The 22,165-nt window shown below is 45.6% G+C and carries 21 protein-coding genes; 17 read left to right on the forward strand and 4 right to left on the reverse strand.

Annotated features, from left to right (window positions below; genetic code table 11):
• Nucleotides 1–73: 73 nt before the first annotated feature.
• The 12 genes from mutL (at nucleotide 74) to V7R55_RS11545 (ending at nucleotide 14,584) form a co-directional block, all read left to right on the forward strand.
• Nucleotides 74–1,939 (forward strand): DNA mismatch repair endonuclease MutL, encoded by a 1,866-nt coding sequence (gene mutL / locus V7R55_RS11490; RefSeq protein ID WP_334059605.1) that lies wholly within the window; start codon nucleotides 74–76, stop codon nucleotides 1,937–1,939.
• The gene (miaA, locus tag V7R55_RS11495; RefSeq protein WP_334059606.1) at nucleotides 1,923–2,876 is read left to right on the forward strand and encodes a tRNA (adenosine(37)-N6)-dimethylallyltransferase MiaA; all 954 of its coding nucleotides are present in this window, start codon (nucleotides 1,923–1,925) and stop codon (nucleotides 2,874–2,876) included. The genes mutL and miaA overlap by 17 nt, the downstream gene beginning before the upstream one ends.
• 78 nt (nucleotides 2,877–2,954) lie before the next feature.
• Nucleotides 2,955–3,203, forward strand: coding sequence for an RNA chaperone Hfq (hfq, locus tag V7R55_RS11500; RefSeq protein WP_014951092.1), 249 nt, complete (start codon nucleotides 2,955–2,957; stop codon nucleotides 3,201–3,203).
• 17 nt (nucleotides 3,204–3,220) lie between these two features.
• Nucleotides 3,221–4,510 (forward strand): ribosome rescue GTPase HflX, encoded by a 1,290-nt coding sequence (gene hflX / locus V7R55_RS11505; protein WP_334059607.1) that lies wholly within the window; start codon nucleotides 3,221–3,223, stop codon nucleotides 4,508–4,510.
• 67 nt (nucleotides 4,511–4,577) lie between these two features.
• Nucleotides 4,578–5,729, forward strand: coding sequence for an FtsH protease activity modulator HflK (gene hflK / locus V7R55_RS11510; protein ID WP_283632447.1), 1,152 nt, complete (start codon nucleotides 4,578–4,580; stop codon nucleotides 5,727–5,729).
• A 5-nt stretch (nucleotides 5,730–5,734) separates the two neighbouring features.
• Complete coding sequence (hflC, locus tag V7R55_RS11515) at nucleotides 5,735–6,616, forward strand: protease modulator HflC (protein ID WP_039221808.1); 882 nt, start codon at nucleotides 5,735–5,737, stop codon at nucleotides 6,614–6,616.
• A 296-nt stretch (nucleotides 6,617–6,912) separates the two neighbouring features.
• The gene (locus V7R55_RS11520; RefSeq protein WP_207198752.1) at nucleotides 6,913–8,514 is read left to right on the forward strand and encodes an AbgT family transporter; all 1,602 of its coding nucleotides are present in this window, start codon (nucleotides 6,913–6,915) and stop codon (nucleotides 8,512–8,514) included.
• A 212-nt stretch (nucleotides 8,515–8,726) separates the two neighbouring features.
• The gene (gene hemH, locus V7R55_RS11525) at nucleotides 8,727–9,806 is read left to right on the forward strand and encodes a ferrochelatase (protein ID WP_039221813.1); all 1,080 of its coding nucleotides are present in this window, start codon (nucleotides 8,727–8,729) and stop codon (nucleotides 9,804–9,806) included.
• 93 nt (nucleotides 9,807–9,899) lie between these two features.
• Nucleotides 9,900–10,301, forward strand: a complete 402-nt coding sequence (locus V7R55_RS11530) for a DUF4112 domain-containing protein (RefSeq protein WP_039221816.1) — start codon at nucleotides 9,900–9,902, stop codon at nucleotides 10,299–10,301.
• A gap of 143 nt (nucleotides 10,302–10,444) precedes the next feature.
• On the forward strand, nucleotides 10,445–11,329 hold the full coding sequence (locus V7R55_RS11535; RefSeq protein ID WP_287498399.1) for a dioxygenase family protein: 885 nt from the start codon (nucleotides 10,445–10,447) through the stop codon (nucleotides 11,327–11,329).
• A 151-nt stretch (nucleotides 11,330–11,480) separates the two neighbouring features.
• A complete protein-coding gene (locus V7R55_RS11540; protein WP_039221823.1) occupies nucleotides 11,481–13,121 on the forward strand; it encodes an acetolactate synthase large subunit in 1,641 nt (546 codons plus the stop codon).
• A 32-nt stretch (nucleotides 13,122–13,153) separates the two neighbouring features.
• Nucleotides 13,154–14,584, forward strand: a complete 1,431-nt coding sequence (locus V7R55_RS11545; protein WP_039221826.1) for an aldehyde dehydrogenase family protein — start codon at nucleotides 13,154–13,156, stop codon at nucleotides 14,582–14,584.
• 84 nt (nucleotides 14,585–14,668) lie between these two features.
• Here V7R55_RS11545 and V7R55_RS11550 read toward each other — a convergent pair whose 3' ends face one another.
• The gene (locus V7R55_RS11550; RefSeq protein ID WP_014951082.1) at nucleotides 14,669–15,028 is read right to left on the reverse strand and encodes a DUF2237 family protein; all 360 of its coding nucleotides are present in this window, start codon (nucleotides 15,026–15,028) and stop codon (nucleotides 14,669–14,671) included.
• 164 nt (nucleotides 15,029–15,192) lie between these two features.
• Here V7R55_RS11550 and ubiG point away from each other — a divergent pair, with 164 nt between their 5' ends.
• The 5 genes from ubiG (at nucleotide 15,193) to V7R55_RS11575 (ending at nucleotide 19,620) form a co-directional block, all read left to right on the forward strand.
• Nucleotides 15,193–15,945: a bifunctional 2-polyprenyl-6-hydroxyphenol methylase/3-demethylubiquinol 3-O-methyltransferase UbiG gene (gene ubiG / locus V7R55_RS11555; protein WP_334059608.1), complete on the forward strand. Its 753-nt coding sequence runs from the start codon at nucleotides 15,193–15,195 to the stop codon at nucleotides 15,943–15,945.
• Between the two features lie 249 nt (nucleotides 15,946–16,194).
• The gene (locus tag V7R55_RS11560; protein WP_334059609.1) at nucleotides 16,195–17,184 is read left to right on the forward strand and encodes an esterase/lipase family protein; all 990 of its coding nucleotides are present in this window, start codon (nucleotides 16,195–16,197) and stop codon (nucleotides 17,182–17,184) included.
• Entirely contained in the window at nucleotides 17,184–18,170 is a 987-nt protein-coding gene (locus V7R55_RS11565; RefSeq protein WP_334059610.1) for a lipase secretion chaperone, read from the forward strand. Before V7R55_RS11560 ends, V7R55_RS11565 begins: the two co-directional genes overlap by 1 nt.
• A 182-nt stretch (nucleotides 18,171–18,352) precedes the next feature.
• The gene (locus V7R55_RS11570; RefSeq protein WP_334059611.1) at nucleotides 18,353–18,961 is read left to right on the forward strand and encodes a glutathione S-transferase family protein; all 609 of its coding nucleotides are present in this window, start codon (nucleotides 18,353–18,355) and stop codon (nucleotides 18,959–18,961) included.
• Nucleotides 18,961–19,620 carry a glutathione S-transferase family protein gene (locus V7R55_RS11575; protein ID WP_334059612.1) on the forward strand — a complete coding sequence of 220 codons (660 nt, stop codon included), beginning with the start codon at nucleotides 18,961–18,963 and terminating at the stop codon, nucleotides 19,618–19,620. The genes V7R55_RS11570 and V7R55_RS11575 overlap by 1 nt, the downstream gene beginning before the upstream one ends.
• Here V7R55_RS11575 and V7R55_RS11580 read toward each other — a convergent pair.
• The 3 genes from V7R55_RS11580 to V7R55_RS11590 form a co-directional block, all read right to left on the reverse strand.
• The gene (locus tag V7R55_RS11580; RefSeq protein WP_334059613.1) at nucleotides 19,610–19,849 is read right to left on the reverse strand and encodes a hypothetical protein; all 240 of its coding nucleotides are present in this window, start codon (nucleotides 19,847–19,849) and stop codon (nucleotides 19,610–19,612) included. The two genes, V7R55_RS11575 and V7R55_RS11580, sit on opposite strands and share 11 nt — an antisense overlap.
• A gap of 91 nt (nucleotides 19,850–19,940) precedes the next feature.
• On the reverse strand, nucleotides 19,941–20,861 hold the full coding sequence (locus tag V7R55_RS11585) for a homocysteine S-methyltransferase family protein (protein ID WP_039221845.1): 921 nt from the start codon (nucleotides 20,859–20,861) through the stop codon (nucleotides 19,941–19,943).
• A gap of 29 nt (nucleotides 20,862–20,890) precedes the next feature.
• Nucleotides 20,891–22,063, reverse strand: coding sequence for an ROK family transcriptional regulator (locus V7R55_RS11590; protein WP_039221849.1), 1,173 nt, complete (start codon nucleotides 22,061–22,063; stop codon nucleotides 20,891–20,893).
• Between the last annotated feature and the right edge of the window lie 102 nt (nucleotides 22,064–22,165).

Below are 22,165 nucleotides of genomic sequence, written 5' to 3' on the forward strand. Positions count from 1 at the left end.
CATGCGCTTACATAAAACCTCATTACGAATTCATATAGTGAATACTATACATTGAATACCATAGGGTAGCCCTTTGCCTATACAGCTTTTATCTCCTCAACTCGCTAACCAAATTGCCGCAGGTGAAGTGGTTGAACGTCCAGCATCTGTCGTTAAAGAACTGCTAGAAAATAGTCTTGATGCCGGCGCCACCAAAATAGAGATCGATATTGAAAAAGGTGGCCACAAGCGCATTCGTATAAAAGACAATGGTTCAGGCATTGTGAAAAGTGAACTGCAGTTGGCCTTGAGTCGCCACGCGACAAGTAAAATTTCTACACTCAATGATTTGGAACAAATTCTATCCCTTGGGTTTCGCGGGGAAGCACTCGCTAGTATTAGTTCCGTGAGTCGGTTAACTTTAACATCACGTACGGAGTGTCAAACCGAAGCGTGGCAGGCGTATTGCGAGGGTAGGGAAATGGCAGTAAATGTTCAGCCAGCTGCCCACCCTGTTGGGACCACAATTGATGTGGCAGACCTCTTTTATAATACGCCAGCAAGGCGTAAGTTTTTACGCACCGAAAAAACCGAATTTCAACATATCGAAGACGTTATTAAGCGTATTGCGTTGAGTTATCCAAGGGTTTCTTTCGTTTTAAAGCACAATGACAAAGTAGTAAGACGCTTTATCGCCGATAAAGAAGGTAGCTTATCAACGCGGATCGGCGCCGTAGTTGGGCAGAAGTTTGTTCAAAATGCGGTGCATATAAATACCGAGTATGAATGTCTTCACATAGACGCGTGGCTAGGCAACGAAGCTATGTTGCGTAGCAGCAACGATTGCCAGTTTAGCTTTGTGAACGGTAGGGGCATGCGTGACAAGCTTATTATGCATGCTATTCGGCAAGCCTATGAGAGTGTCTGGGGAGTTATCGAGCAGCCAAGCTTTGTGGTGTATTTAGATGTTAACCCTAGAGATGTTGATGTGAATGTGCATCCTGCCAAGCATGAAGTTAGGTTTCAACAAGGCAGGTTGGTACATGACTTTATCTGTAAAACGGTAAGTGATGCATTGCACGCCATGACCGACGAGCAACCTTTGGCAGGAGTCGACACAAATCGCGCTTCGGGCTCTGACTTCATGTCTTCCCAGGTTGAGCACGACTACATTAGGCCCTTGCAAGAACAAGCGCCTGATAATGCACGCGCGTTCAATGAAGCCTCACATTATCCTTCGGGTGCACACTCACACAATGCGACACAGAACCAAGGTCAATATACCGGTAATGCGAAACCGTCGTCAGCGGGAAACTTTAGTGGGGGCGCTGGCGCTAAGCTCTTGCAAGGAAGAGGACAAAGTCGAGGGCCAAGCGCCGCGTATCAATCTAGTTACAATGCCTTAATGACGCCAAATGGTGACATTGCTGATGATGGTAGAGACGAGAAGCGCATTAATGAGCATGTTAATCTTTCTCCGTCGTGTAGAATTTATCCAAAATTAGAAAAAATTTACCTTCTTTCTGCCACTAAAGTTGCAAGTATCTGGTTAAGCGAACTATTTTTAAAAGCAGAACATGGACAACCACTCTTGATGCCAGTCGCTGTTTCGTTAGAACACGTTGATGAAAAGCTAGTTGCGTTATTAAACGCATCACATTTTGAGATCAACAAAGTCGCCAGCAAATACCGCTTGCAGCAGGTGCCTGCTGGAACAAGGCACTTACCTTGGCTAAAGTGGTTTGAATTTTTCTTATCCATAAAGGGTGCCAGTGAAGCCGGTTCTCTTGAAGAAGCTATGAAATTGCTCGTTTTAAATGAACAAGTATTAGACGAGGATGTACTTAATACCCTTTGGTACTGGTTGGATCAGCAAAAAGAAGCGAAACAATGGGAAATTATTGAGCAATTTGCTAAAGTGCGCCCCTTAGATTTGGTGCTAGATGTGTGGGGAGAATAACGTGTCTAATGGCATACATTCTGCATTGCCCGTTATAGCAATTATGGGCCCCACAGCGTCAGGTAAGACGGGTTTGGCGCTAGACATAGCAGCTCAGGTAGATAGTGAAGTGATTAGTGTGGATTCAGCCCTTGTATACAAAGGCATGGATATTGGCACAGCAAAACCGACGCAGGAAGAGCAAGCGGGAGTAGTGCACCACTTAATTGATATTATCGACCCGGCAGATAGCTATTCGGTGTCGCAATTTGTAAACGATACGAATGGGCTTATCGGCGATATTTTAGCTCGAGGCAAGGTGCCAATTTTGGCTGGAGGTACAATGATGTACTTTAATGCCTTGATAAATGGAATTTCGCCACTACCTAAGTCAAATGAAAAGATACGAGATGATATAACACAACAGGCACAACGCTTGGGTTGGTCTAAATTACACGATGAATTACGTGGTGTAGACCCAATTAGTGGTGAGAGAATCCACCCCAACGACCCACAGCGTATTACTCGTGCTCTGGAAGTGTATAGAAGTACCGGCAAGACGTTGACATATTGGCAACAACAAAAGGGTGAAAAGTGCCCTTATAACATTGCACAATTTGCCATAGCGCCCACAGACAGGGCAGTGTTGCACGAACGAATCGCGACCAGGTTCGACATAATGTTAGAGCAAGGGTTCGAAAAAGAAGTATTGAAACTCTATGAGCGTAGTGATCTACATGAAGAATTACCTTCTATACGTTCAGTAGGGTACAGACAAATGTGGCAGTACCTAGACGGCCAGTTGAGTTACGCAGAAATGCGTGAAAGAGGTATTATCGCTACAAGGCAGCTTGCCAAGCGCCAGCTCACGTGGTTACGGGGGTGGGAGCAGGTTACATGGCTTGACACATTTGCTAACGATAATTTGCTTAAAATTACAGCGAAAGTCACACTTTAAGTATTTGAGTGTGGTATATATTAGACGTGCAGTGATAGTTCAATTTCTATCATGAATAATAAAAACTAAGGATATCAAATGGCTAAAGGGCAATCTTTACAAGACCCATTCTTGAACGCTTTGCGTAAGGAACGTATTCCAGTATCAATTTATCTGGTAAACGGTATTAAACTTCAGGGGCAGGTTGAATCATTCGACCAGTTCGTTATTTTACTGAAGAACACAGTAAGCCAAATGGTGTATAAGCACGCAATTTCTACTGTTGTTCCAGCACGCGCTATTACTATGCCTAGCGCAGGAGATTCCGAAAATACTAAAGGTGAATAAATTAAAAGGTAACGCGCTTGTTTGACCGTTATGAAGCCGGTGAACAGGCTGTACTTGTTCATGTTAATTTTTCCGACGAGAACAGTAAAGAAGACTTAAGTGAGCTTGAATTACTTGTGTCTTCAGCAGGGGTAAATGCGGTCGAGGTCATCACGACGTCACGCAGTGCGCCTCATGCTAAGTTTTTTGTTGGTTCAGGTAAGGCAGAGGAAATAGCAGCAGCAGTAAAAGCACACGATGCTAACGTTGTTATTTTCAACCACGCGCTTTCTCCTTCTCAGGAGCGTAATTTAGAAGCAGTGTGTAAATGCCGGGTGTTAGATAGAACTGGGCTTATCCTCGATATTTTCGCGCAGCGCGCGCGAACTCATGAGGGTAAGCTCCAGGTCGAACTAGCCCAGTTGAGGCATATCTCAACCCGTCTCATCAGAGGATGGACCCACCTCGAGCGTCAAAAAGGTGGTATTGGTCTTCGCGGTCCAGGTGAGACACAGCTAGAAACTGACCGTCGATTGCTTCGTGGACGTATTAAAGCCATTCTTCGTCGATTGGAGAAAGTGCAAAAGCAACGCGAGCAGGGTCGTCGCTCGCGCAAACGCGCTGAAATTCCAACGGTATCCTTAGTTGGCTATACGAATGCGGGAAAATCGACGCTGTTTAACACCATTACCGACTCACACGTTTACGCTGCCGATCAGCTGTTTGCAACGCTGGACCCAACGTTACGTAAAATCGAGTTAAAAGATGTTGGTCCCGCTATTTTGGCCGACACGGTTGGTTTTATTCGTCATCTTCCCCACGACTTAGTTGCTGCGTTCAAAGCGACTCTTCAAGAGACTCAAGAAGCAGATTTACTGCTCCATGTGGTTGATATTGCCGATGCGAAATATCGTGAAACCATGGACGAAGTAAACAACGTGCTCGAAGAAATTGAAGCAGGGGACATTCAACAATTACTAATCTGTAATAAGATTGATAAACTAGACGACGTTCAACCGCGTATAGAAAGAAACGACGAAGGCGTGCCTGTTAGAGTGTGGCTATCTGCACAAACAGGCGAAGGAACGGAATTATTGAGCCAAGCTTTAACCGAATGTTTAGGTAAAAGCATGGTGAATTACACGTTGAAGATTCCGCCTGCACAAAGTCGATTGCGCGGCGTGTTGTTCGAACTAAACTGTATTGCTAGTGAAGAATACGACAGTCAGGGAGACTGGGTAGTTGATGTAAGAATGCCCGCCGCTGACTGGAACAGGCTTGAAAAGCGTCTGGAAAACGGAATATCAGAGTATGTTGTGCGACATTAGTCAGTGCTAGTCACTGCATTGAGCATGCGAAATTCAAAAATATAACAGTAATCTATGGAGTATCAGCATGGCTTGGAATGAGCCGGGTGGCAATAATAACGACCCGTGGAAGAATCGCGGTGGGAAAGAGCAAGGTCCCCCAGATTTGGACGATGTGTTTAAAAACTTATTTGGTAAGTTTGGAAAGTCAGGTGGCAACGGTGGCGGCTCAGGCAAAAGCCTAGGCGGTATTGGTGCTGGTATTCTTGTAGGTTTACTTGTCGTAATTTGGTTCATTAGTGGCTTTTACACCATTCGTGAAGCAGAGCGCGGCGTAGTCCTTCGTTTTGGTGAGTATCACGAGCAGGTTGAACCAGGTCTTCGTTGGGCACCAACGTTTATTGATTCAGTTATTCCTGTAGATGTTCAGTCAATTCGCGACCAGTCATCTTCAGGTTCTATGCTTACAGAAGACGAAAACGTGGTAAGCGTTCAAATGGAAATGCAATTTCGCGTTGTAGATCCGTATCGTTGGACGTTTGCCGTTGAAAGCCCTGAGCAGAGCTTAAGCCAGTCGCTTGATAGTGCTATTCGCTACGTTGTTGGTCACTCTAAGATGGATGATGTGTTGACTGACGGTCGTGAGGTAACGCGTCAGCGCGTTTGGGAAGAGCTACAAGCTATCATTGAACCCTACAACATGGGTGTTTCCATTATCGATATGAACTTCCGTGATGCTCGTCCACCTGAGCAAGTTAAAGATGCATTCGATGATGCCATTGCTGCACAGGAAGATGAACAGCGCTTCATTCGTGAAGCTGAAGCTTATGCGAGAGAGATTGAGCCACGTGCACGTGGTCAAGTAAATCGTATGAATGAAGAAGCGCAAGCCTATAAAGAGCGTGTAACGTTGGAAGCGCAGGGTGAAGTGGCACGTTTTGAAGAGCTGCTTCCACAATATGAGCGTGCTCCTCAAGTTACTCGCGAGCGTATTTATCTAGAGACCATGGAAGAAGTGTTGGGTAATACCAGCAAGATCATGGTTGATAGTAAAGGCGGCAATAACATGATGTATTTGCCTTTAGATAAGATTATGGAACGCCAGCAATCAACTAATAACAAGAATACTCGCAATACACTGGAAGGCTTACAAGCACCAGTAACTGATGCTAACGGCCGCAGCCGCAACAGCTCGCCAAGTATGGGCTTGCGTGGCGATAGCTACAGAGAGGGGAGATAAGCACAATGAAGAATTTGTTAATTGCAGTATTTGTTCTTCTTGTAATGCTTGCATCAGGCTCACTGTTTGCAGTTAAAGAAGGCGAGCGCGCCATTGTTATTCAGTTTGGTAAAGTGCAAAGAGACGATGCGACCGGCGATACAAAAGTATTTGAACCAGGCCTTCACTTTAAACTTCCATTTATCGATTCAGTCCGTGTTCTTGATGCGCGAATTCAAACGTTAGATGGATCACCAGACCGCTTTGTAACAAGCGAGAAGAAAGACCTGATTGTTGACTCTTATGTTAAGTGGCGCATAGAAGACTTTGCACGTTACTATCTATCAACGGGGGGCAACAAGCTGCAAGCAGAAGCGCTACTGAAGCAAAAAGTAAACAACGGCCTACGTTCTGAGTTTGGTACTCGTACTATTGCACAAATCGTTTCTGGTGAGCGTTCAGCGCTTATGAACCAAGCAATGGAACAAGCTTCTACATCGTCTGACGAGCTTGGTATTGAAATTGTAGACGTACGCGTTAAGCAGATTAACTTACCTACTGAGGTGAGCAACTCGATCTTCCAGCGTATGCGCGCAGAGCGTGCCGCCGTAGCTCGTGAGCACCGTTCAGAAGGTCAAGAGCAAGCCGAAGTCATTAAGGCGAACATCGATGCTAAGGTAACGGTAATGCTTGCTGATGCTGAGCGTAATGCTCGACAACTTCGCGGTGAAGGTGATGCGATTGCGGCACAAATTTACGCTGACGCTTACTCAAAGAACGCTGATTTTTACAGCTTCCTGCGCAGTATGGATGCGTATAAGCAAAGCTTTAACAGCAAACAAGATGTCATGGTTATTGCACCAGATAGCGACTTCTTCAAGTATATGAACAAGTCAAACGGTAACTAAATAGCCGTAATTTGAAGCTTTAAAAACCAGTCTTTTTAGACTGGTTTTTTTACGCCTTTCAAAAGGCTAAAGGTATGATATAGCGAGTTATATTTCATCTGTGTAGCCGGGCAATTTTAGGAAAATATACACTGACTTAACCCTTCATTTACCCTACCTACTGCCAAATTTTCACAGAATCGGGTAAAATACCACCTGAATATTATTAAAACACGTCACTATTTATGTACAAGGTTGACGCCTTCCCAGCATTAACCTTGGTGTGGTAGACGTCAATAAACGACAGAGGGAAGATTTTGACAACGGAAAATACAAATACAGTGTCTGCCGATGATAGGGGCGGACAAGGTGGGTTATTCTCGCGATTTCTCACCACGGTGGAATGGTTAGGAAACCTGCTCCCACATCCAGTAACGCTGTTCGCTCTGCTTTCACTTTTTATAGTGTTACTTAGTGGGATACTTGGTTACTTTGACATTGCTGTAGCTGACCCTCGCCCAATAGGTGCAAAGGGGCGCGAAGAAGACGGTATGATTGAAGTCATATCGCTGATGAGCGCAGAAGGTTTGCAGCGAATAGTGACAGGCTTGGTTACCAATTTCACAGGCTTTGCGCCGCTGGGTACCGTACTTGTTGCGCTTCTTGGTGTATCGGTAGCAGAACATTCTGGCCTTTTGTCGGCAGCTATGCGCGCATTGGTGATGAATGCCTCTAAACGTGCCGTGACCTTTGCTATCGTCTTCGCAGGTATCATTTCAAACACAGCATCAGAGCTTGGCTACGTGGTACTTATTCCACTGGCAGCGATGATTTTCCACTCGTTAGGTCGTCACCCGTTAGCGGGTCTGGCCGCCGCGTTTGCAGGTGTATCGGCTGGCTATAGCGCCAACCTACTGCTTGGAACTGTTGACCCACTGTTGTCGGGTATCACGGAAGCCGCTGCTCACATGATTGACCCCGACTATATGGTAGGCCCAGAAGTAAACTGGTACTTCATGTTCATCAGTACCTTCGTTGTAGCCACAATGGGAGCGTTGGTCACCGAAAAGGTTGTTGAGCCGAGACTCGGTAAATTTGACCCTGCTGATGCTTCCATAGATTTAGGCAAGCAATCAATGGACGCGCCTACGGATTTAGAAAAGAAAGGCCTGCGTTGGGCAGGGATATCGTTTGTTATAGTTTGCGCGATATTAGCGCTAACGGTAGTGCCAGAAAACGGTATTTTGCGTCACCCAGAGACAGGTGAAGTGGCGGGCTCCCCGTTCCTCAAAGGGATTGTTGCATTCATTTTTATTACCTTTGCTATTCCTGGCTTTGTTTACGGTAAAGTTACCAAGTCGATGAAGAACGACAAAGATGTTATTGATGCCATGTCTAAAAGCATGGGGGCAATGGGTCTTTACATTACGCTAGTGTTCTTTGCTGCGCAGTTTGTTGCGTTTTTCAAATGGACAAACCTAGGCACAGTATTAGCCGTTAAAGGTGCTGCGTTGTTACAAGCGGCAGGGTTAGATGGCCCAGCGGTGTTTATTCTGTTTATTTTGATGTGTGGTGTAGTGAACCTGTCGCTAGGGAGTGCATCAGCGCAATGGGCGGTAACAGCACCTATTTTTGTGCCAATGCTCATGCTCATAGGTTACGCGCCTGAAGTGATTCAAGCTGCATACCGTATTGGTGATTCAGTCACAAACGTTATCGCACCTATGATGAGCTATTTCGGACTCATCTTGGCCATGGCTGCAAGGTACAAGAAAGACTTGGGAATGGGCACGCTCATTGCCATGATGCTGCCTTACTCAATGGTGTTTATCGTAGGTTGGACAATTTTGTTCTACATTTGGGTGTTCCTACTCGGTATGCCGGTAGGCCCGGGCGCAGCGACTTACTATCAGCCTTAAATAGATAGCTTTACGGGCTGCCACACGCATAATGCGGCAGCAAACTAAGAAAGCGGCATGTGTTTTTGAAAAGTATTTTCGAACACCTGTCGCTTTTTTAATGTCCAAAATCTATTAACGCAATCGCACTTTTTTGGCGTTATAGCAGATCATAATCTAAGGTAATTCAGTATAATACGGATATAGCGCAGTACTTCTCGGACTATGAATATATGAAATACAAATCGAACAAAGGTTTTACTCACGGGCAACCAGATAAAATTGGCGTACTGGTAACGAATTTGGGGACACCGGAAGCGCCAACTAAGCAGGCGTTACGCCCTTATTTGAAAGAGTTTCTTTCTGACCCGCGGGTTGTGGAAGTGCCTAAAGCGATTTGGTGGTTTGTATTAAATGGTATCATTTTAAACTTTCGCCCTAAGCGTTCTGCTGAGGCTTATTCCACCGTATGGACTGAAGAAGGCTCTCCACTTATGGCTATTACTAAAGCGCAAGCATCAGCTATTGCTGAACGCTGTAAAGCCCAATATGGCGATGACGTAATTGTTGATTTTGCCATGCGCTACGGCAAGCCCGCCATTGGTGATACCATCGAGTCCATGTTGGAAAAAGGCGTACGCAAACTCGTCGTTTTACCGCTTTACCCTCAATACAGCGCGTCGACAACTGGCTCCACATTTGATGCTATCGCTAAGGATTTCACCTCTCGCCGTTGGCTCCCAGAACTTCGCTTCGTGAATCACTATCACGACCGCGATAATTTCATTACCGCGCTGGCGAACAAAGTAAAAGCGCATTGGGAAACCCATGGAAAAGCGGACAAGCTTATTTTGTCTTACCACGGTATTCCTAAGCGCTATTTAATGAATGGTGACCCCTATCACTGCGAGTGCCACAAAACGTCGCGCTTGCTTGCCGAGAAACTTGGCCTTTCACACGACGAATATATGACAACCTTCCAATCTCGTTTTGGTCGAGAAGAGTGGTTGAAACCGTATACAGATGAAACGTTAAAATCTTTACCTGAAAAAGGGGTGAAATCCATTCAGGTTATGTGCCCTGGCTTCTCAGCCGATTGCTTGGAAACTATTGAAGAAATTGGTGAAGAGAATCGCGAGTACTTTATGGAAGCTGGTGGTGAACGCTATGAATACATAGCGGCATTAAACAGTGATGAAGAACACATTGATGTGCTCTTTGACATAGTGCAAGAAAATTTACATGGTTGGACGGTAGAATCGGACAATGGTTTGCGTGCAGGCTTAGCAAGAGCGCTAGGCGCTGAAAAGTAGCGTTTGAAAAGCTGACAGTAAACGTTTCGAGAGAAACCAATAGGGAAGTCACCCTTGGTGGCGCATTTATTATATTAAAAGGGAGATAAGGTCGTGGAAGGAAAAGCACCAAAGGCACTACTTAAAGCGCAAAAACTGGCGAACTTGCTGGATACTGCTGTAAAGCTCCCTTTTATCCCAATAAGAATAGGCTTGGATTCAATCGTGGGCCTCATTCCAGGAGCCGGTGACGCGCTGATGCTCTTCGTTTCACTTCGAATAGTTTGGCTGGGAAAATCATTGGGTATGCCCAAAGCGTTAATAGCTCAAATGGTAAAAAACTCAGCCATCGATTTTGGCTTAGGTTTTATCCCATTTGTTGGCGACATCGCGGACATATTTTATAAAGCCAATCAGAAAAATGTCCGTATCATGGAACGCTGGTGGATAAGCGAAAACAAACATGAAGTAGATAAAGTCACACAGAGGGTGCTATCCGAATGGAGTGCTGAATAACCTAGGTTTAGTGACCCAAATGCCTGCGTTTTTTCCACTTTTGCTTATTTACTGTGTAAAGCTACGTAAATCTTGAGTAAATAAGAGAACCTTGTCCTTTAGCTAAATGTCTTTTTTGCAAAGACAACCAAGGGCAATATACGATGACATCAAACAAACTAACGGAAAAGCCGCTCAAGCGACGCCGCTTTATGAAAACTGCGGTAGGACTTACATTGGCTCCTATTGCTATCGGATTGTGGGGGTGTGGAGGTTCCAATTCCACCTCTGACAGTTCCACAGCATCTAACTCCTCATCTTCCAATAACGACACCGACTCAAATGCAGGATCAGACGAAGATTTTGACGGTTGGGCAAGCGGTGGCACGTCAGCTATGACATCAGATTTTCCAGACGATAGTTTATTTGACACTGCTTCTGTATGCAGTGTGGCTCTCACAGGTTCTCAAACGGAAGGCCCGTGCTATTTTCAAAGTGACTATATTGACGACATATCATATGAGCAAACAGGTTTGCCGATGATGTTGTGTCTGCAGTTAATTGATGAAGCCTGCAATCCCCTATCGGGTTATGAAATTGAAGTATGGCATTGCGATGTAGATGGCGTTTATTCAGGAGATACCAGTGATAGTGCCGATGCCAGAGGATTTAATTCGGCATTTTGCACGGGAAATGAGGCGGATGCATTACGTGCGAAGTGGTTCAGAGGTATTGCGGTGACAGATGCTAGCGGAAGAATAAACCTAAAAAGCTGTTTTCCCGGCTGGTACAGCAGCCGAGCTATCCACATCCATTTTCGTATACGTCGCAACAATACTGATCAATTGGTTTCTCAATTTGGCTTTTCCGATAGCTTTTGCCAAGACATTTGTACCAATCATCCCGACTACAGTCACCGGGGTGAGCCAGACACGTTGCTGGGGCAAGATACAGTGTTTGGCAGTGACTACAATGAATATACATTCAGTGTGTCTCAAAACGAAGATGGTTCTTTGCTCGCATACAAGCGCATAATAATCAGTGATTAGACTTCCTTTTTCTCTCCTATACACTATTTTTTAACATGCCCGTTAGCTACGGGCATTTTATTACGCACAGTAAACCCATTCGCAGCATTGTTTCGTAGCACAACTAAGAATAACTTTATTTCCTGCTCAAATTACAAGGAGCGTGCAGCACATGAAAGCGTCCGACTTATTTGTGAAAGCGTTAGAAGCAGAAGGCGTGGAGTACGTCTTTGGTATCCCAGGCGAAGAAAACCTAGACTTACTTGAGTCGTTGCGCGAGTCCTCCATTAAGCTGGTGCTGACGCGTCACGAGCAAGGTGCTGGTTTTATGGCTGCTACTTACGGCAGGCTTACCGGAAAAGTGGGAGTGTGCCTTTCGACCTTAGGGCCTGGTGCCACTAATTTAGTTACGCCCGCAGCCTATGCTCAGTTAGGCGCGATGCCAATGTTGATGATAACGGGGCAAAAGCCAATCAAAACCAGCAAGCAAGGTCGCTTTCAAGTTATCGATATCGTGGACATGATGCGGCCCATTACCAAATTCACCAATCAAATAGTAAGTGGAGACCGAATACCTTCTACCGTTCGAGAGGCTTTCCGACTGGCGTCAGAAGAGCGCCCTGGCGCAGTGCACTTAGAATTGCCTGAAGATATTGCAGCGGAGCAAACGAATGCGCAGCTTTTAACACCCAGTAGAACGCGTAGACCCATCGCCGAATATAAAGCAATCGCTTCTGCCATTACAATGATAGAAGAGGCTCAATCTCCTTTGTTATTGATTGGCGCAGGCGCAAATAGAAAGCTTACTGCAAAAATGCTAAGGGAGTTTGTTGATAAAACCTGCATTCCGTTTGTTACAACTCAAATGGGTAAAGGGGTGCTGAACGAAAGCGATCCTCGTTTTGCAGGAAACACCGCATTGTCTGACGGCGATTTTGTGCATAGAGCTATTGAGCGTGCAGACCTTATTATCAACGTAGGCCACGATGTGGTAGAAAAGCCACCATTCTTCATGCATCACAACGATAAAAAAGTGATTCATGTTAACTTTGATTCGGCTGCAGTAGACCCTGTTTACTTCCCACAACTCGAAGTAGTTGGAGATATTGCTAATAGCATTTGGCAGATAAAAGAAGGCATTACTCCCCAAGACAGTTGGAAACTCGACTTCTACAAAGATGTGCATCAAGCCTATGTAGACCACCGTGCTGAAGCAGAAGATGACGACCGGTTCCCCATTTTACCCGAACGCTTAGTACGCGACATACGAAAGGTGATGCCAGACAATGGTATCGTCACTTTAGACAACGGGGTTTATAAAATTTGGTTTGCAAGAAACTACCCGGCTTATCACCCAAACACGCTGCTGCTGGATAACGCGCTTGCGTCGATGGGGGCTGGCTTGCCCTCAGCGATCGCTGCAAAACTCGTTAACCCAGATGCGCCCGTGTTAAGTGTATGTGGTGACGGTGGCTTTATGATGAATAGCCAAGAAATTGAGACCGCCGTCAGGCTTAAGCTAGACCTTGTGGTGATCATCTTGCGTGATGACGCGTACGGAATGATTAAGTGGAAACAAGCAAACATGCAGTTTGATGAGTTTGGCTTAGATTATGGTAATCCCAACTTTGTAAAATATGCGCAAAGTTATGGTGCGCAGGGCTGGAGAGTTGACGACGCGGATGTACTTATTCACTTAGTTGATAAGTGTTTGAACACAAAAGGCGTACATATTATCGATTGTCCAGTTGATTACAGTATGAATGACAAAACACTAAATCATACGATTAAAGAGCTTAGCGCCAAGCTTTAAGCCAAACGTAACAGAAAGGTAAGGAGTAAAAAATGTTGAAGGAAAGCTATCCCTATTATTTAGCGAGTGAGCCACATTATGCCAATACCGACTTGGACGTGACTAATAAATACACCGGAGAGGTAGCAACCAAGGTGGCGATGGCCGATGCGGATACCATCGATAAGGCCATTGCTGCAGCAGAAGAAGCGCAGCCTGCGATGGCCGCCATGGCTCCTTTCGAAAGACAAGCGGTGCTAGAGCACTGTGTGAAGCGCTTTACCGAAAGAGCCGATGAGTTGGCACAAGCGCTTTGTATAGAGGCTGGTAAGCCAATTAAAGACGCTAAGGGCGAAGTCAGCCGCCTTATCGATACCTTCAAAATAGCGGCAGAAGAATCAGTGCGTATTAACGGCGAGGTGGTGAATTTAGAAATCTCGGCGCGCGCCAAAGGTTATCAGGGCATGACCAAGAAAGTCCCTATAGGCCCATGTTCATTCATATCGCCGTTTAACTTTCCTCTGAATTTGGCTGCGCACAAGGTGGCGCCTGCAATCGCGGCAGGCTGTACTTTTGTACTAAAGCCTGCCTCGCGAACTCCTATTGGTGCGCTCATTATTGGAGAGGTATTAGCTGAAACCGACTTACCCAAAGGCGCATTTTCTATTCTACCTTGTAGCCGTGACGGCGCTGATTTATTCACCACTGATGAAAGACTAAAGCTGCTTAGCTTCACAGGTTCACCTGATGTGGGCTGGGCGCTTAAAGCAAAAGCAGGAAAGAAACCTGTGGTATTAGAGCTTGGCGGTAATGCGGCCTGTGTAATTGATGAAGATGCTGACATTGAAGACGCTATCGACCGCGTAATTGTTGGGGCTTACTACCAATCTGGTCAAAGCTGTATCAGTGTTCAGCGCCTTTTAGTGCATAGCAAAATATACGATGAATTTAAGTCTCGCTATGTAGAAAAAGTGAAAGCCTTAGTGTCTGGCGACCCGTCTAATGAAGACACCTTTATTGGCCCTATGATCTCAGAAGGCGAGGCAGAGCGCCTTCACGGCTGGATTGAAGAAGCAAAAGAGAAAGGTGCCACCATTCTATGCGGCGGAACGCGAGACGGCGCCATGCTTGAGGCTACGGTAATGGAAAATGTACCAAAGGATTGTGATGCCAGTGCCGAAGAAGCGTTTGGCCCTCTATCTATTCTGGTGCCATTCGATGACTATGACGAAGCGCTTGAAGAAGTAAATAACAGCCGCTACGGACTGCAAGCAGGTGTGTTTACCCGCGATATATACAAAGCGCACAAAGCATGGGACGTGCTTGACGTTGGTGGTGTGGTCATTGGAGATGTACCTAGCTGGCGGGTGGACAACATGCCCTATGGTGGCGTGAAGGACTCAGGTCTAGGGCGCGAAGGTATTCGCTATGCGATTGAAGATATGTCTGAAACACGCCTTATGGTTATTCGTACTCCTCAGTAGTAGATTGAACTTCACTGCTCAATCAAGCAATGTTCGCGCAATAGTGCGAATATAAGCATTCGAGGGCGAGGCGGCAGGTTTAGATTAATCTGCCGCGTACTCTTCTAGCAGTGAAAGTGGAATAATGTCTAACGCTTTTTCATGTGTGGCTTCCAAGCGTACTTTCGGCGCTACACCTGCCTCATAGGCTTGTAGCCAGCGAGCGGCACACAAACACCATCTGTCGCCTGCTAACAGGCCTGGAAATGTCATACTAGGCCACGGCGTGATGAGGTCGTTGCCTTGTCGTAGCGAAAACTGAAGGAATTCGTCAGTTACAACCGCGCATACGCTGTGATTACCCACATCAGCGTCTGGTACATAGCAAAACCCTTCTCGCGTAAAGCCAGTATTTCCACAGCATAGCTGTAGCGGTCGACCATAGACATTTTTTGCGTTCGCCAAAATCAGAACCCTCTCTTACAACGTATATTTTAACAGGTATGACTAATTCAAACCGCCAAGTGCGAAATTAGAGTGAATAGAACCTTATCTGTCCACCTTATGACCCTGCTCGATAAGGGTCAACAACAAAGCGCTACGGTAACTACGTTTTAAGGTAAAAAATCGTGCTCGATAAAAGCAAAAAAACAGGCGACAGTAACTTTTCTGAACAAGAAATTTCGCGCTTTGACGCACTGGCAGAGTCTTGGTGGGACCCGCAAGGAAAATATAAAACTGCGCTGGATTTTAATCGGGCAAGACTAAGCGTTATAAAAGCACAAATAGAAAATCATTTCGGTCAGGGCAACTTGCCTCCCGATTATTCCGCCTTATCAGTGATAGATATTGGCAGTGGCGGTGGGCTAATAAGCGAACCGCTAGCAAAATTAGGCGCTCAAGTTACGGGTATAGATGCCAGTGCAGTGAGCGTAGAAGTGGCAAAGCGCCATGCTCAAAATACAGGAGTAAAAGTAGACTATCAGCATAAACTTTCAAGCGAGGTAGTAGAAGAAGGTCGGCAGTATGATGTGGTAATTAACGCCGAAGTTGTTGAGCACGTGCCTGACCAGCAGCAGCTTATGCGAGAGTGCGCAAGTTTAGTTAAGCCGGGTGGCCTGCTGATTTTGGCAACGCTGAACCGCACGCTGAAAAGTTATGTTGTTGCCATAGTGGGAGCGGAATACGTAATGCGCTACTTACCTATAGGAACCCATGACTGGAAGAAATTTGTTAAGCCCAGCGAATTAAAAAGCTGGATTGGAAATGAGTTTACCCTTAAGTATCAGGTCGGTATGAGGCTAAACCCACTTAAAGGAGAGTGGCTAACCACTTCGAGCCTGGCCGTAAACTACATTCAAACATATTCCAAACATAAATAAGCGACTATAAGTGTTATTTATGTCCTGTATGTATAGTGAAAATGGTATGGGTTAACATACTTCATACCTGACGCTATCTTTCTGAATTAACTGATTAATAGTAACTAACTCCGTCGAAAACTTACCTATACACAGTAAAAGCCTTTATTAAAGATTTCACACAAAGGTTGATCTTTACATTGTGTTTACATTATTATAACAAAGGTCTGACCACAGACTACACATAACCATAATTATGGGACACACTCGATGACACTATATAACCACTTACGCTCTATAAGAATACGCTCTACAAAACCATGGCTCGGTAAATTCGCCGTTATATTAGCTTTGTTCAGTATGACATTAGGCTTGTCTGGCCAAGCCTACGCTGGCACCTACGCAAAAACCAAGCACCCTATTGTATTAGTTCACGGTCTGTTTGGGTTCGAAGATATCTTATTTGTTGATTATTTCTATAAGGTACCGCACAAACTTAGCCGAAACGGCGCTGTTGTCTATATCGCAGAGGTCTCACCAGCAAACTCGACCGAAGTCCGCGGTGAACAGTTACTCGAGTATATTGATGAAGTTTTGGCGCTATCAGGAGCTGACAAAGTGAATTTAATTGGACACAGTCACGGTGGTCCAACGGCACGTTACGCCGCAAGCGTTGCCCCAGATAAGGTTGCTTCGGTAAGTTCAGTTGCCGGCGTAAACTGGGGAAGCAAAGTGGCAGATGAACTACGGGACGCTTTTTCTGAAGGTTCAGTGGGCGAGGGTGCTGCGGGCGTTGTAGCTAATGCGTTCGCTAATATCATCGAGATTGCCTCTGGGTCAGATCCGCGAGACAAACCTACAGATTCAATCGCTGCGCTTAACTCACTTTCAACAGAAGGCTCGGTGGCTTTCAATAAAAAATACCCAGAAGGCATGCCAACGGCCTACTGCCGCAACGATGGAAAAATGTTGGCTGAAAATGGCGTGTACTATTTCTCGTGGAGCGGAGGCAGAACTTACACCAATGCTCTTGATGTAGTTGACCCATTCTTAGCTATTACTGGCACCGCATTCAAAGAGCCAAACGATGGGCTAGTATCGACCTGTAGTTCTCATTTAGGCAAAGTACTTAAAGACAACTATAAGATGAACCACCTTGATGAAGTGAATCAGAGCTTTGGCATTACGCATTGGTTTGAAACTGATCCAGTAGACGTATTTGTTCGTCAGGCCAACCGTCTTAAAAGATTGGGGCTGTAGTGACGACGCGTAAAGTACGCAATGTTTACCCAATATTGGGAGGGCTTCTGGCCCTCTTAGTATTGGCCTGTATTTTTTATGTGAAACCTGCTTTCAAAGCAGATACCCTCAACCAAGCTTCATTGGAAGAGGCTCGTGACAATACTAGTGGAAAAACGCTAAATGAGAGCGGATATACGCAAGTTGACTCGGTAGTCAGTGATCGGTTGCAAAACGAAACAGTTGCCGCAAATACTGGCCTTAACGTTTTTATGCTCGACTACTCAACAAAAGACCGCTTCGATCGTTTTATACTTATGCGCACCTCTGAGGAGCCTCATGTCGTTAAGCTTTCTTACTCAACCCATGTAATTACCGTATTTACCCCTGACACGCGGGTGGTGGCTATAGACTTATTTAATCGTTACGTTGATTACAAAGTGGCACTCTCTTCAATTGAAGTTGAGGTCGACCTTTCAAGTCACAGTTTGCAAGATGTGTCTTATAAGCTCGATGAGCGCGAAAAAATTCGACGTACTTATTTCAATGATACTGAATACCACTATCTATTTAGCCAAGAAGCCCAAGTGGACGAGGCGGCGTTAGCGCGCTTACAGCTTGCTCAGGAAAGAACGCTGTCTAGGGATGAAAGAAAAGCGCTTATTGTTGAGTCGCTAGAAACGGGAAGTCAAACCGAACGCGACGTCTTTCAGCCAACGCTGAATATGCACCGTATTAATGAAATAAAACGCAGCCACAGTGATCTTAACGACCGATACAACGCCGTGGCGGCTGAGTTCGGCAGTGAGATCGCAGACCGCTTCGCAAGGACCTGGGAAAAACAAGCACAGTGGAAAAACAAAATCGCCGACTATGAAAGGTTTCGCGATAACCTGGCAAAGCAGTCGTTAACAGCGAGCGAGTTTGAAAGCACGCTACGCGAATACCAATCTGAAAAATTCACTGTTAATGAAATAAAGCGCCTAAAAGTTATTACTGGGTCTTAAAGCAATGCTTCCAAGGTTGCGGTCTAGCTGTTGCGACAATGAGAAATAGCAAAGAGGTATAACCATAAAAGCACTGAATAGTTTTGTGCATAGGCATAGTGATTTGAAAGCAGTTTGTGCAGTTACTAATCTAGGTAATACCCTACTTTCAACAATCCGCAATAAGGTTTGTGACAATCATTATGAAAATCTACGAAACGAAGACTGCGCCCAACCCACGTCGAGTACGCATATTTTTGGCTGAGAAGGGCATTGACGTTGACTACGTTCAGGTCGACATTCAAAAGGGTGAAAATTTAACTGCGGAAATGCGCGCGAAGAACCCGCTGGGAAAGATACCTATTTTAGAGCTTGATGACGGCACCTGTATTGCCGAAACCGATGCCATTTGTACGTATTTTGAAGCTCTGCACCCAGAGCCACCTTTAATGGGAACAACACCCGTTGAAAAAGCGACTATATCTATGTGGCAGCGGCAGGTCGAATTAGCGTTTATGATGCAAGTTGGTATGTGCTTTCAGCACACTACAGGGTACTTTAAAGATCGCATGACTCCGGTGCCCGAATATGGCAAAGAAGCGGGTATCAATGCGTCGAAATATTTGAACATTTTAGAACGTCGACTTGGGGTAAAGGAGTTCATCGCCGGCGATACATTTTCTATTGCCGATATAACCGCGTTATGCGCCATGGATTTTGCGCGGGTGGTAAAAATTCGTATGCGTGATGAGCATGTTAATTTAGCGCGCTGGTATGAGGCCGTAAGCAACCGAGCGAGTGCAAAAGCCTAATGATTGATTTATATACCGCAGCCACGCCCAATGGTTGGAAAGCGTCAGTAGCGCTTGAAGAAATGGGGCTTAAATACACCGCCCATGCCGTAAACCTGATGAAGGGAGAGCAGAAAACTCCTGAATTTTTGGCAATGAACCCCAATGGCCGCATTCCTGTAATTGTGGATAGAGAAGCCGATGGTCACGTAGTGTTCGAGTCTGGCGCTATTATGGCTTATCTTGCTGAAAAGACAGGGAAGTTTCTACCGACTGACGTTAAGCGCAAGAGTCAGGTGATGCAGTGGGTGATGTTTCAAATGGGCGGCATCGGTCCCATGATGGGACAAGCCAACGTCTTCCATCGTTATCTAGAAGAAAAAATTCCGGTAGCGATAGCGCGTTATCAAAACGAAGTGCGACGTTTATTTACCGTACTAGACGGCAGGCTAGAGGATCACGAGTATTTGGTCGACGACTACAGTATTGCCGACATGGCGAACTGGTGTTGGGTGCGTACCTATGAGTGGTCTGGTGTAAGCATAGAAGGGTTGGACAACTTAATCCGTTGGAAAAACAGTATTGAAGCGAGGCCAGCCGCCCGGCGTGGAGTGGAAGTCCCTAATAAAATTGACAGAGAAGCACTGATCAAAGGGGCTAAAAATGTTGTTACGAAATAGCGCTTTTAACTGAGTCGACAAACCGGTTGAGCCATCCCGATTCCATGCTAGGTTTGTAAACAAGTTCGAAGTGCTCCGTATGATAAAAGTCATAACCTAATACATCGACGCTAGTAAGGTTATGACTTTTTGCTATGAAGTCAGGCACGTAGGCCAAAGCCAGTCCTTGCCGAACAATAGATATCAGCGTGCCAAAATCATTACATTGATAGCGAATTGAGCGGGGCACTTTGTCGTCTCTCCATCCATCAGAACCGATGCCGCGTTTTATTCCACAAAAGGGCGAAACACAGGACTTTGCGCTGTGAAGCTAGCCCCGTCTATTTAGTGCTTTTTTGACCAAAAACGTCGCTGATGGCTTTAATATGCTCAGGGCCGATACCACAGCAGCCCCCGATGATAGTTGCGCCAGCAGCTACCCAAGTCTTAACGTATTCAACATAGCGGGCGGGGGTTATATCGTCACGTATTTCGGAAAGTAGCGCGTTGGCCGCGTGTGTACGTTTTCTCTCAGAAAAGCTATTTGCATAAGCGCCAATATTAATCGAAGCATTTAAACTTCGCGTTATTGAAATAGCGTCTTCCATCTCTTCCGGCTGCGAGCAATTGAAAAGTACGCTCTGTACTTCGCTCAATATTGGCGCTATCTCACTTAGCGGCTCACCAGAGCGCAATGTCACAGGCTCGTTAGATGTTTCTCGATTACTAACGGAAAATGACAGCCATAAAGGCAGTGTAGAGTGCTGTTTTATAAGTGATACCACGGCTTCAGCTTCTTCTACCGAGCTTGCAGTTTCAATCAACCAAACATCAACGTAGGGCTCCTGGGCTTTAATAAGCGGGGTGAGAATGTCGGCTACACGGCTCGCATCAAATAAATCCGGGCGGTAAGAACCAAAAGCTGGAGGAACGCTACCCGCGACAAATCGCCTCTTGTCACCATCGCTCTTTAGTGCGTTTACTGCACCTCGAGCGAGTTCGGCCGCATTCTGAGCGAGAGTAAAAGCCTGCTCCCTAAATGTATTTTCCCCAATATGAAAAGGTACAAGCGCATAGGCGTTAGTGGTAATAACGCAGGCACCAGCTTCAAGAAAACGTTTGTGCACATCACTTACTAATTCTGGTGTTTGCATTAGTGCCAGTGCTGACCACTCTGGCTGCTTAAAGGGCGCACCTGTCTTTTTCAGCTCTCGCCCCATGCCGCCATCTAAAATTAAAATGTCATGCATTCCTTCTTTCATACTGCCCAAAGCCAAACCTTTTGAGATGGTTAGTAATAATTTGCCTGAAGGGCTAGGTTTGCACTTCCAATGGATTGCGCTTTTCTGCCTACAAGACCTTCGCTTATGTGTACCTGAGCAAGGCCACGCATATCAAGCGTCTCCATCGCGCTTTGCGTATGCGCGACCAATGCGTTTTTGACATCATCAGGAATTGCGCCATCTATGATTACGCCGTCTAGGTCTAACAAGCTCATTGCACATTGAGTCGCAAAAGCCAATCCTCTGGCGGTTTCGCTCAACCAGTCTTCTATTGAGCGCGTGTCACAAGACCAGTGGGATGGCGATTCATAAATATGCTGACCGTTGTGCCCAGCGTCGTTTAGCTTTCTTTCCAGCAAATAAAGTGAAGACTGGGTTATTAGCTGGCTTTGTGTACTGCCATTGTAAAAGGGCAAAGAGCCAATGGCCCCAGCGTTGCCTGTTTTTCCATTAACTAACTGGTTATTGAGAACTAGGCCACCACCTAAGAATGTGCCAACAAAGATATAAAGAAAACTACTGTAGTTTTGGGGATTACCGAACGACATCTCTGCGCTGCACGCTGCTCCAGCGTCATTTTTTATAAAAACAGGCAGTGATAATAAATCTTCCAACGCGGCTTGTGGATTAAACTCTCTCCACTCTTCCAATTCATTTTTTGGGGCGCCGGCTTCTTCTGCCCAGCTCCAAATTTCGAAGGGCATAGCAACGCCTAAACCTCGGATCAGGCGCTGTTGGTCGGCATCCAAATTTTTAATTAATACGTTGAAAGCACGTTTTGCAAAGGTAAGCAGGTTGCTTACGGTCGGGTAGGCAAACTTCTCGTGAAGTGTTGCTCTTACATTGCCTTTTAAGTCGAGTAACGTCATATCGAAACTTCGTCGACCTACTTTCAGCCCTATACCAAACGCGCCGCTTTCATTTAGACCAAACGGCACCTTGGGCTGGCCTACACCGCCTTTGATTGGCTTTAGTCGCCTTACTAGGCCGTCAGCCTCTAGTTTTTTAATGATCACTGTCGCTGATTGTGCAGACAGCCCTGTTAATTGGGCTATTTCAGCTTTAGGTAATGAAGAACGTTGGCGAATTAGGGTAAGAATATCCCGTTCATTCGCTGAGCGGCTATCAAGCAATGTAGGTGCTTTCTGTGATGGTAGGTGAAAGGCCGATTCTTTATTCAATGTATTTACAATCTATCGTTTTAAGAAGCTAGAGTGTAATAACAACCTAGCCGTGTATCAAATTTAAGAAATGGTGTAGGTACTTGTTCCGACATAACTTTA

The organism is Alteromonas sp. S005, from assembly GCF_036864475.1.
Lineage (GTDB): Bacteria > Pseudomonadota > Gammaproteobacteria > Enterobacterales > Alteromonadaceae > Alteromonas.

What these genes read in the sequence shown, in the direction of transcription:
- miaA (WP_334059606.1), top strand. Translation starts at nt 1,923, where the DNA reads ATGTGTGGGGAGAATAACGTGTCTAATGGCATACATTCTGCATTGCCC.
- hfq (WP_014951092.1), top strand. Translation starts at nt 2,955, where the DNA reads ATGGCTAAAGGGCAATCTTTACAAGACCCATTCTTGAACGCTTTGCGT.
- hflK (WP_283632447.1), top strand. Translation starts at nt 4,578, where the DNA reads ATGGCTTGGAATGAGCCGGGTGGCAATAATAACGACCCGTGGAAGAAT.
- hflC (WP_039221808.1), top strand. Translation starts at nt 5,735, where the DNA reads ATGAAGAATTTGTTAATTGCAGTATTTGTTCTTCTTGTAATGCTTGCA.
- hemH (WP_039221813.1), top strand. Translation starts at nt 8,727, where the DNA reads ATGAAATACAAATCGAACAAAGGTTTTACTCACGGGCAACCAGATAAA.
- V7R55_RS11535 (WP_287498399.1), top strand. Translation starts at nt 10,445, where the DNA reads ATGACATCAAACAAACTAACGGAAAAGCCGCTCAAGCGACGCCGCTTT.
- V7R55_RS11540 (WP_039221823.1), top strand. Translation starts at nt 11,481, where the DNA reads ATGAAAGCGTCCGACTTATTTGTGAAAGCGTTAGAAGCAGAAGGCGTG.
- V7R55_RS11545 (WP_039221826.1), top strand. Translation starts at nt 13,154, where the DNA reads ATGTTGAAGGAAAGCTATCCCTATTATTTAGCGAGTGAGCCACATTAT.
- V7R55_RS11560 (WP_334059609.1), top strand. Translation starts at nt 16,195, where the DNA reads ATGACACTATATAACCACTTACGCTCTATAAGAATACGCTCTACAAAA.
- V7R55_RS11570 (WP_334059611.1), top strand. Translation starts at nt 18,353, where the DNA reads ATGAAAATCTACGAAACGAAGACTGCGCCCAACCCACGTCGAGTACGC.
- V7R55_RS11575 (WP_334059612.1), top strand. Translation starts at nt 18,961, where the DNA reads ATGATTGATTTATATACCGCAGCCACGCCCAATGGTTGGAAAGCGTCA.
- V7R55_RS11585 (WP_039221845.1), bottom strand. Translation starts at nt 20,861, where the DNA reads ATGAAAGAAGGAATGCATGACATTTTAATTTTAGATGGCGGCATGGGG.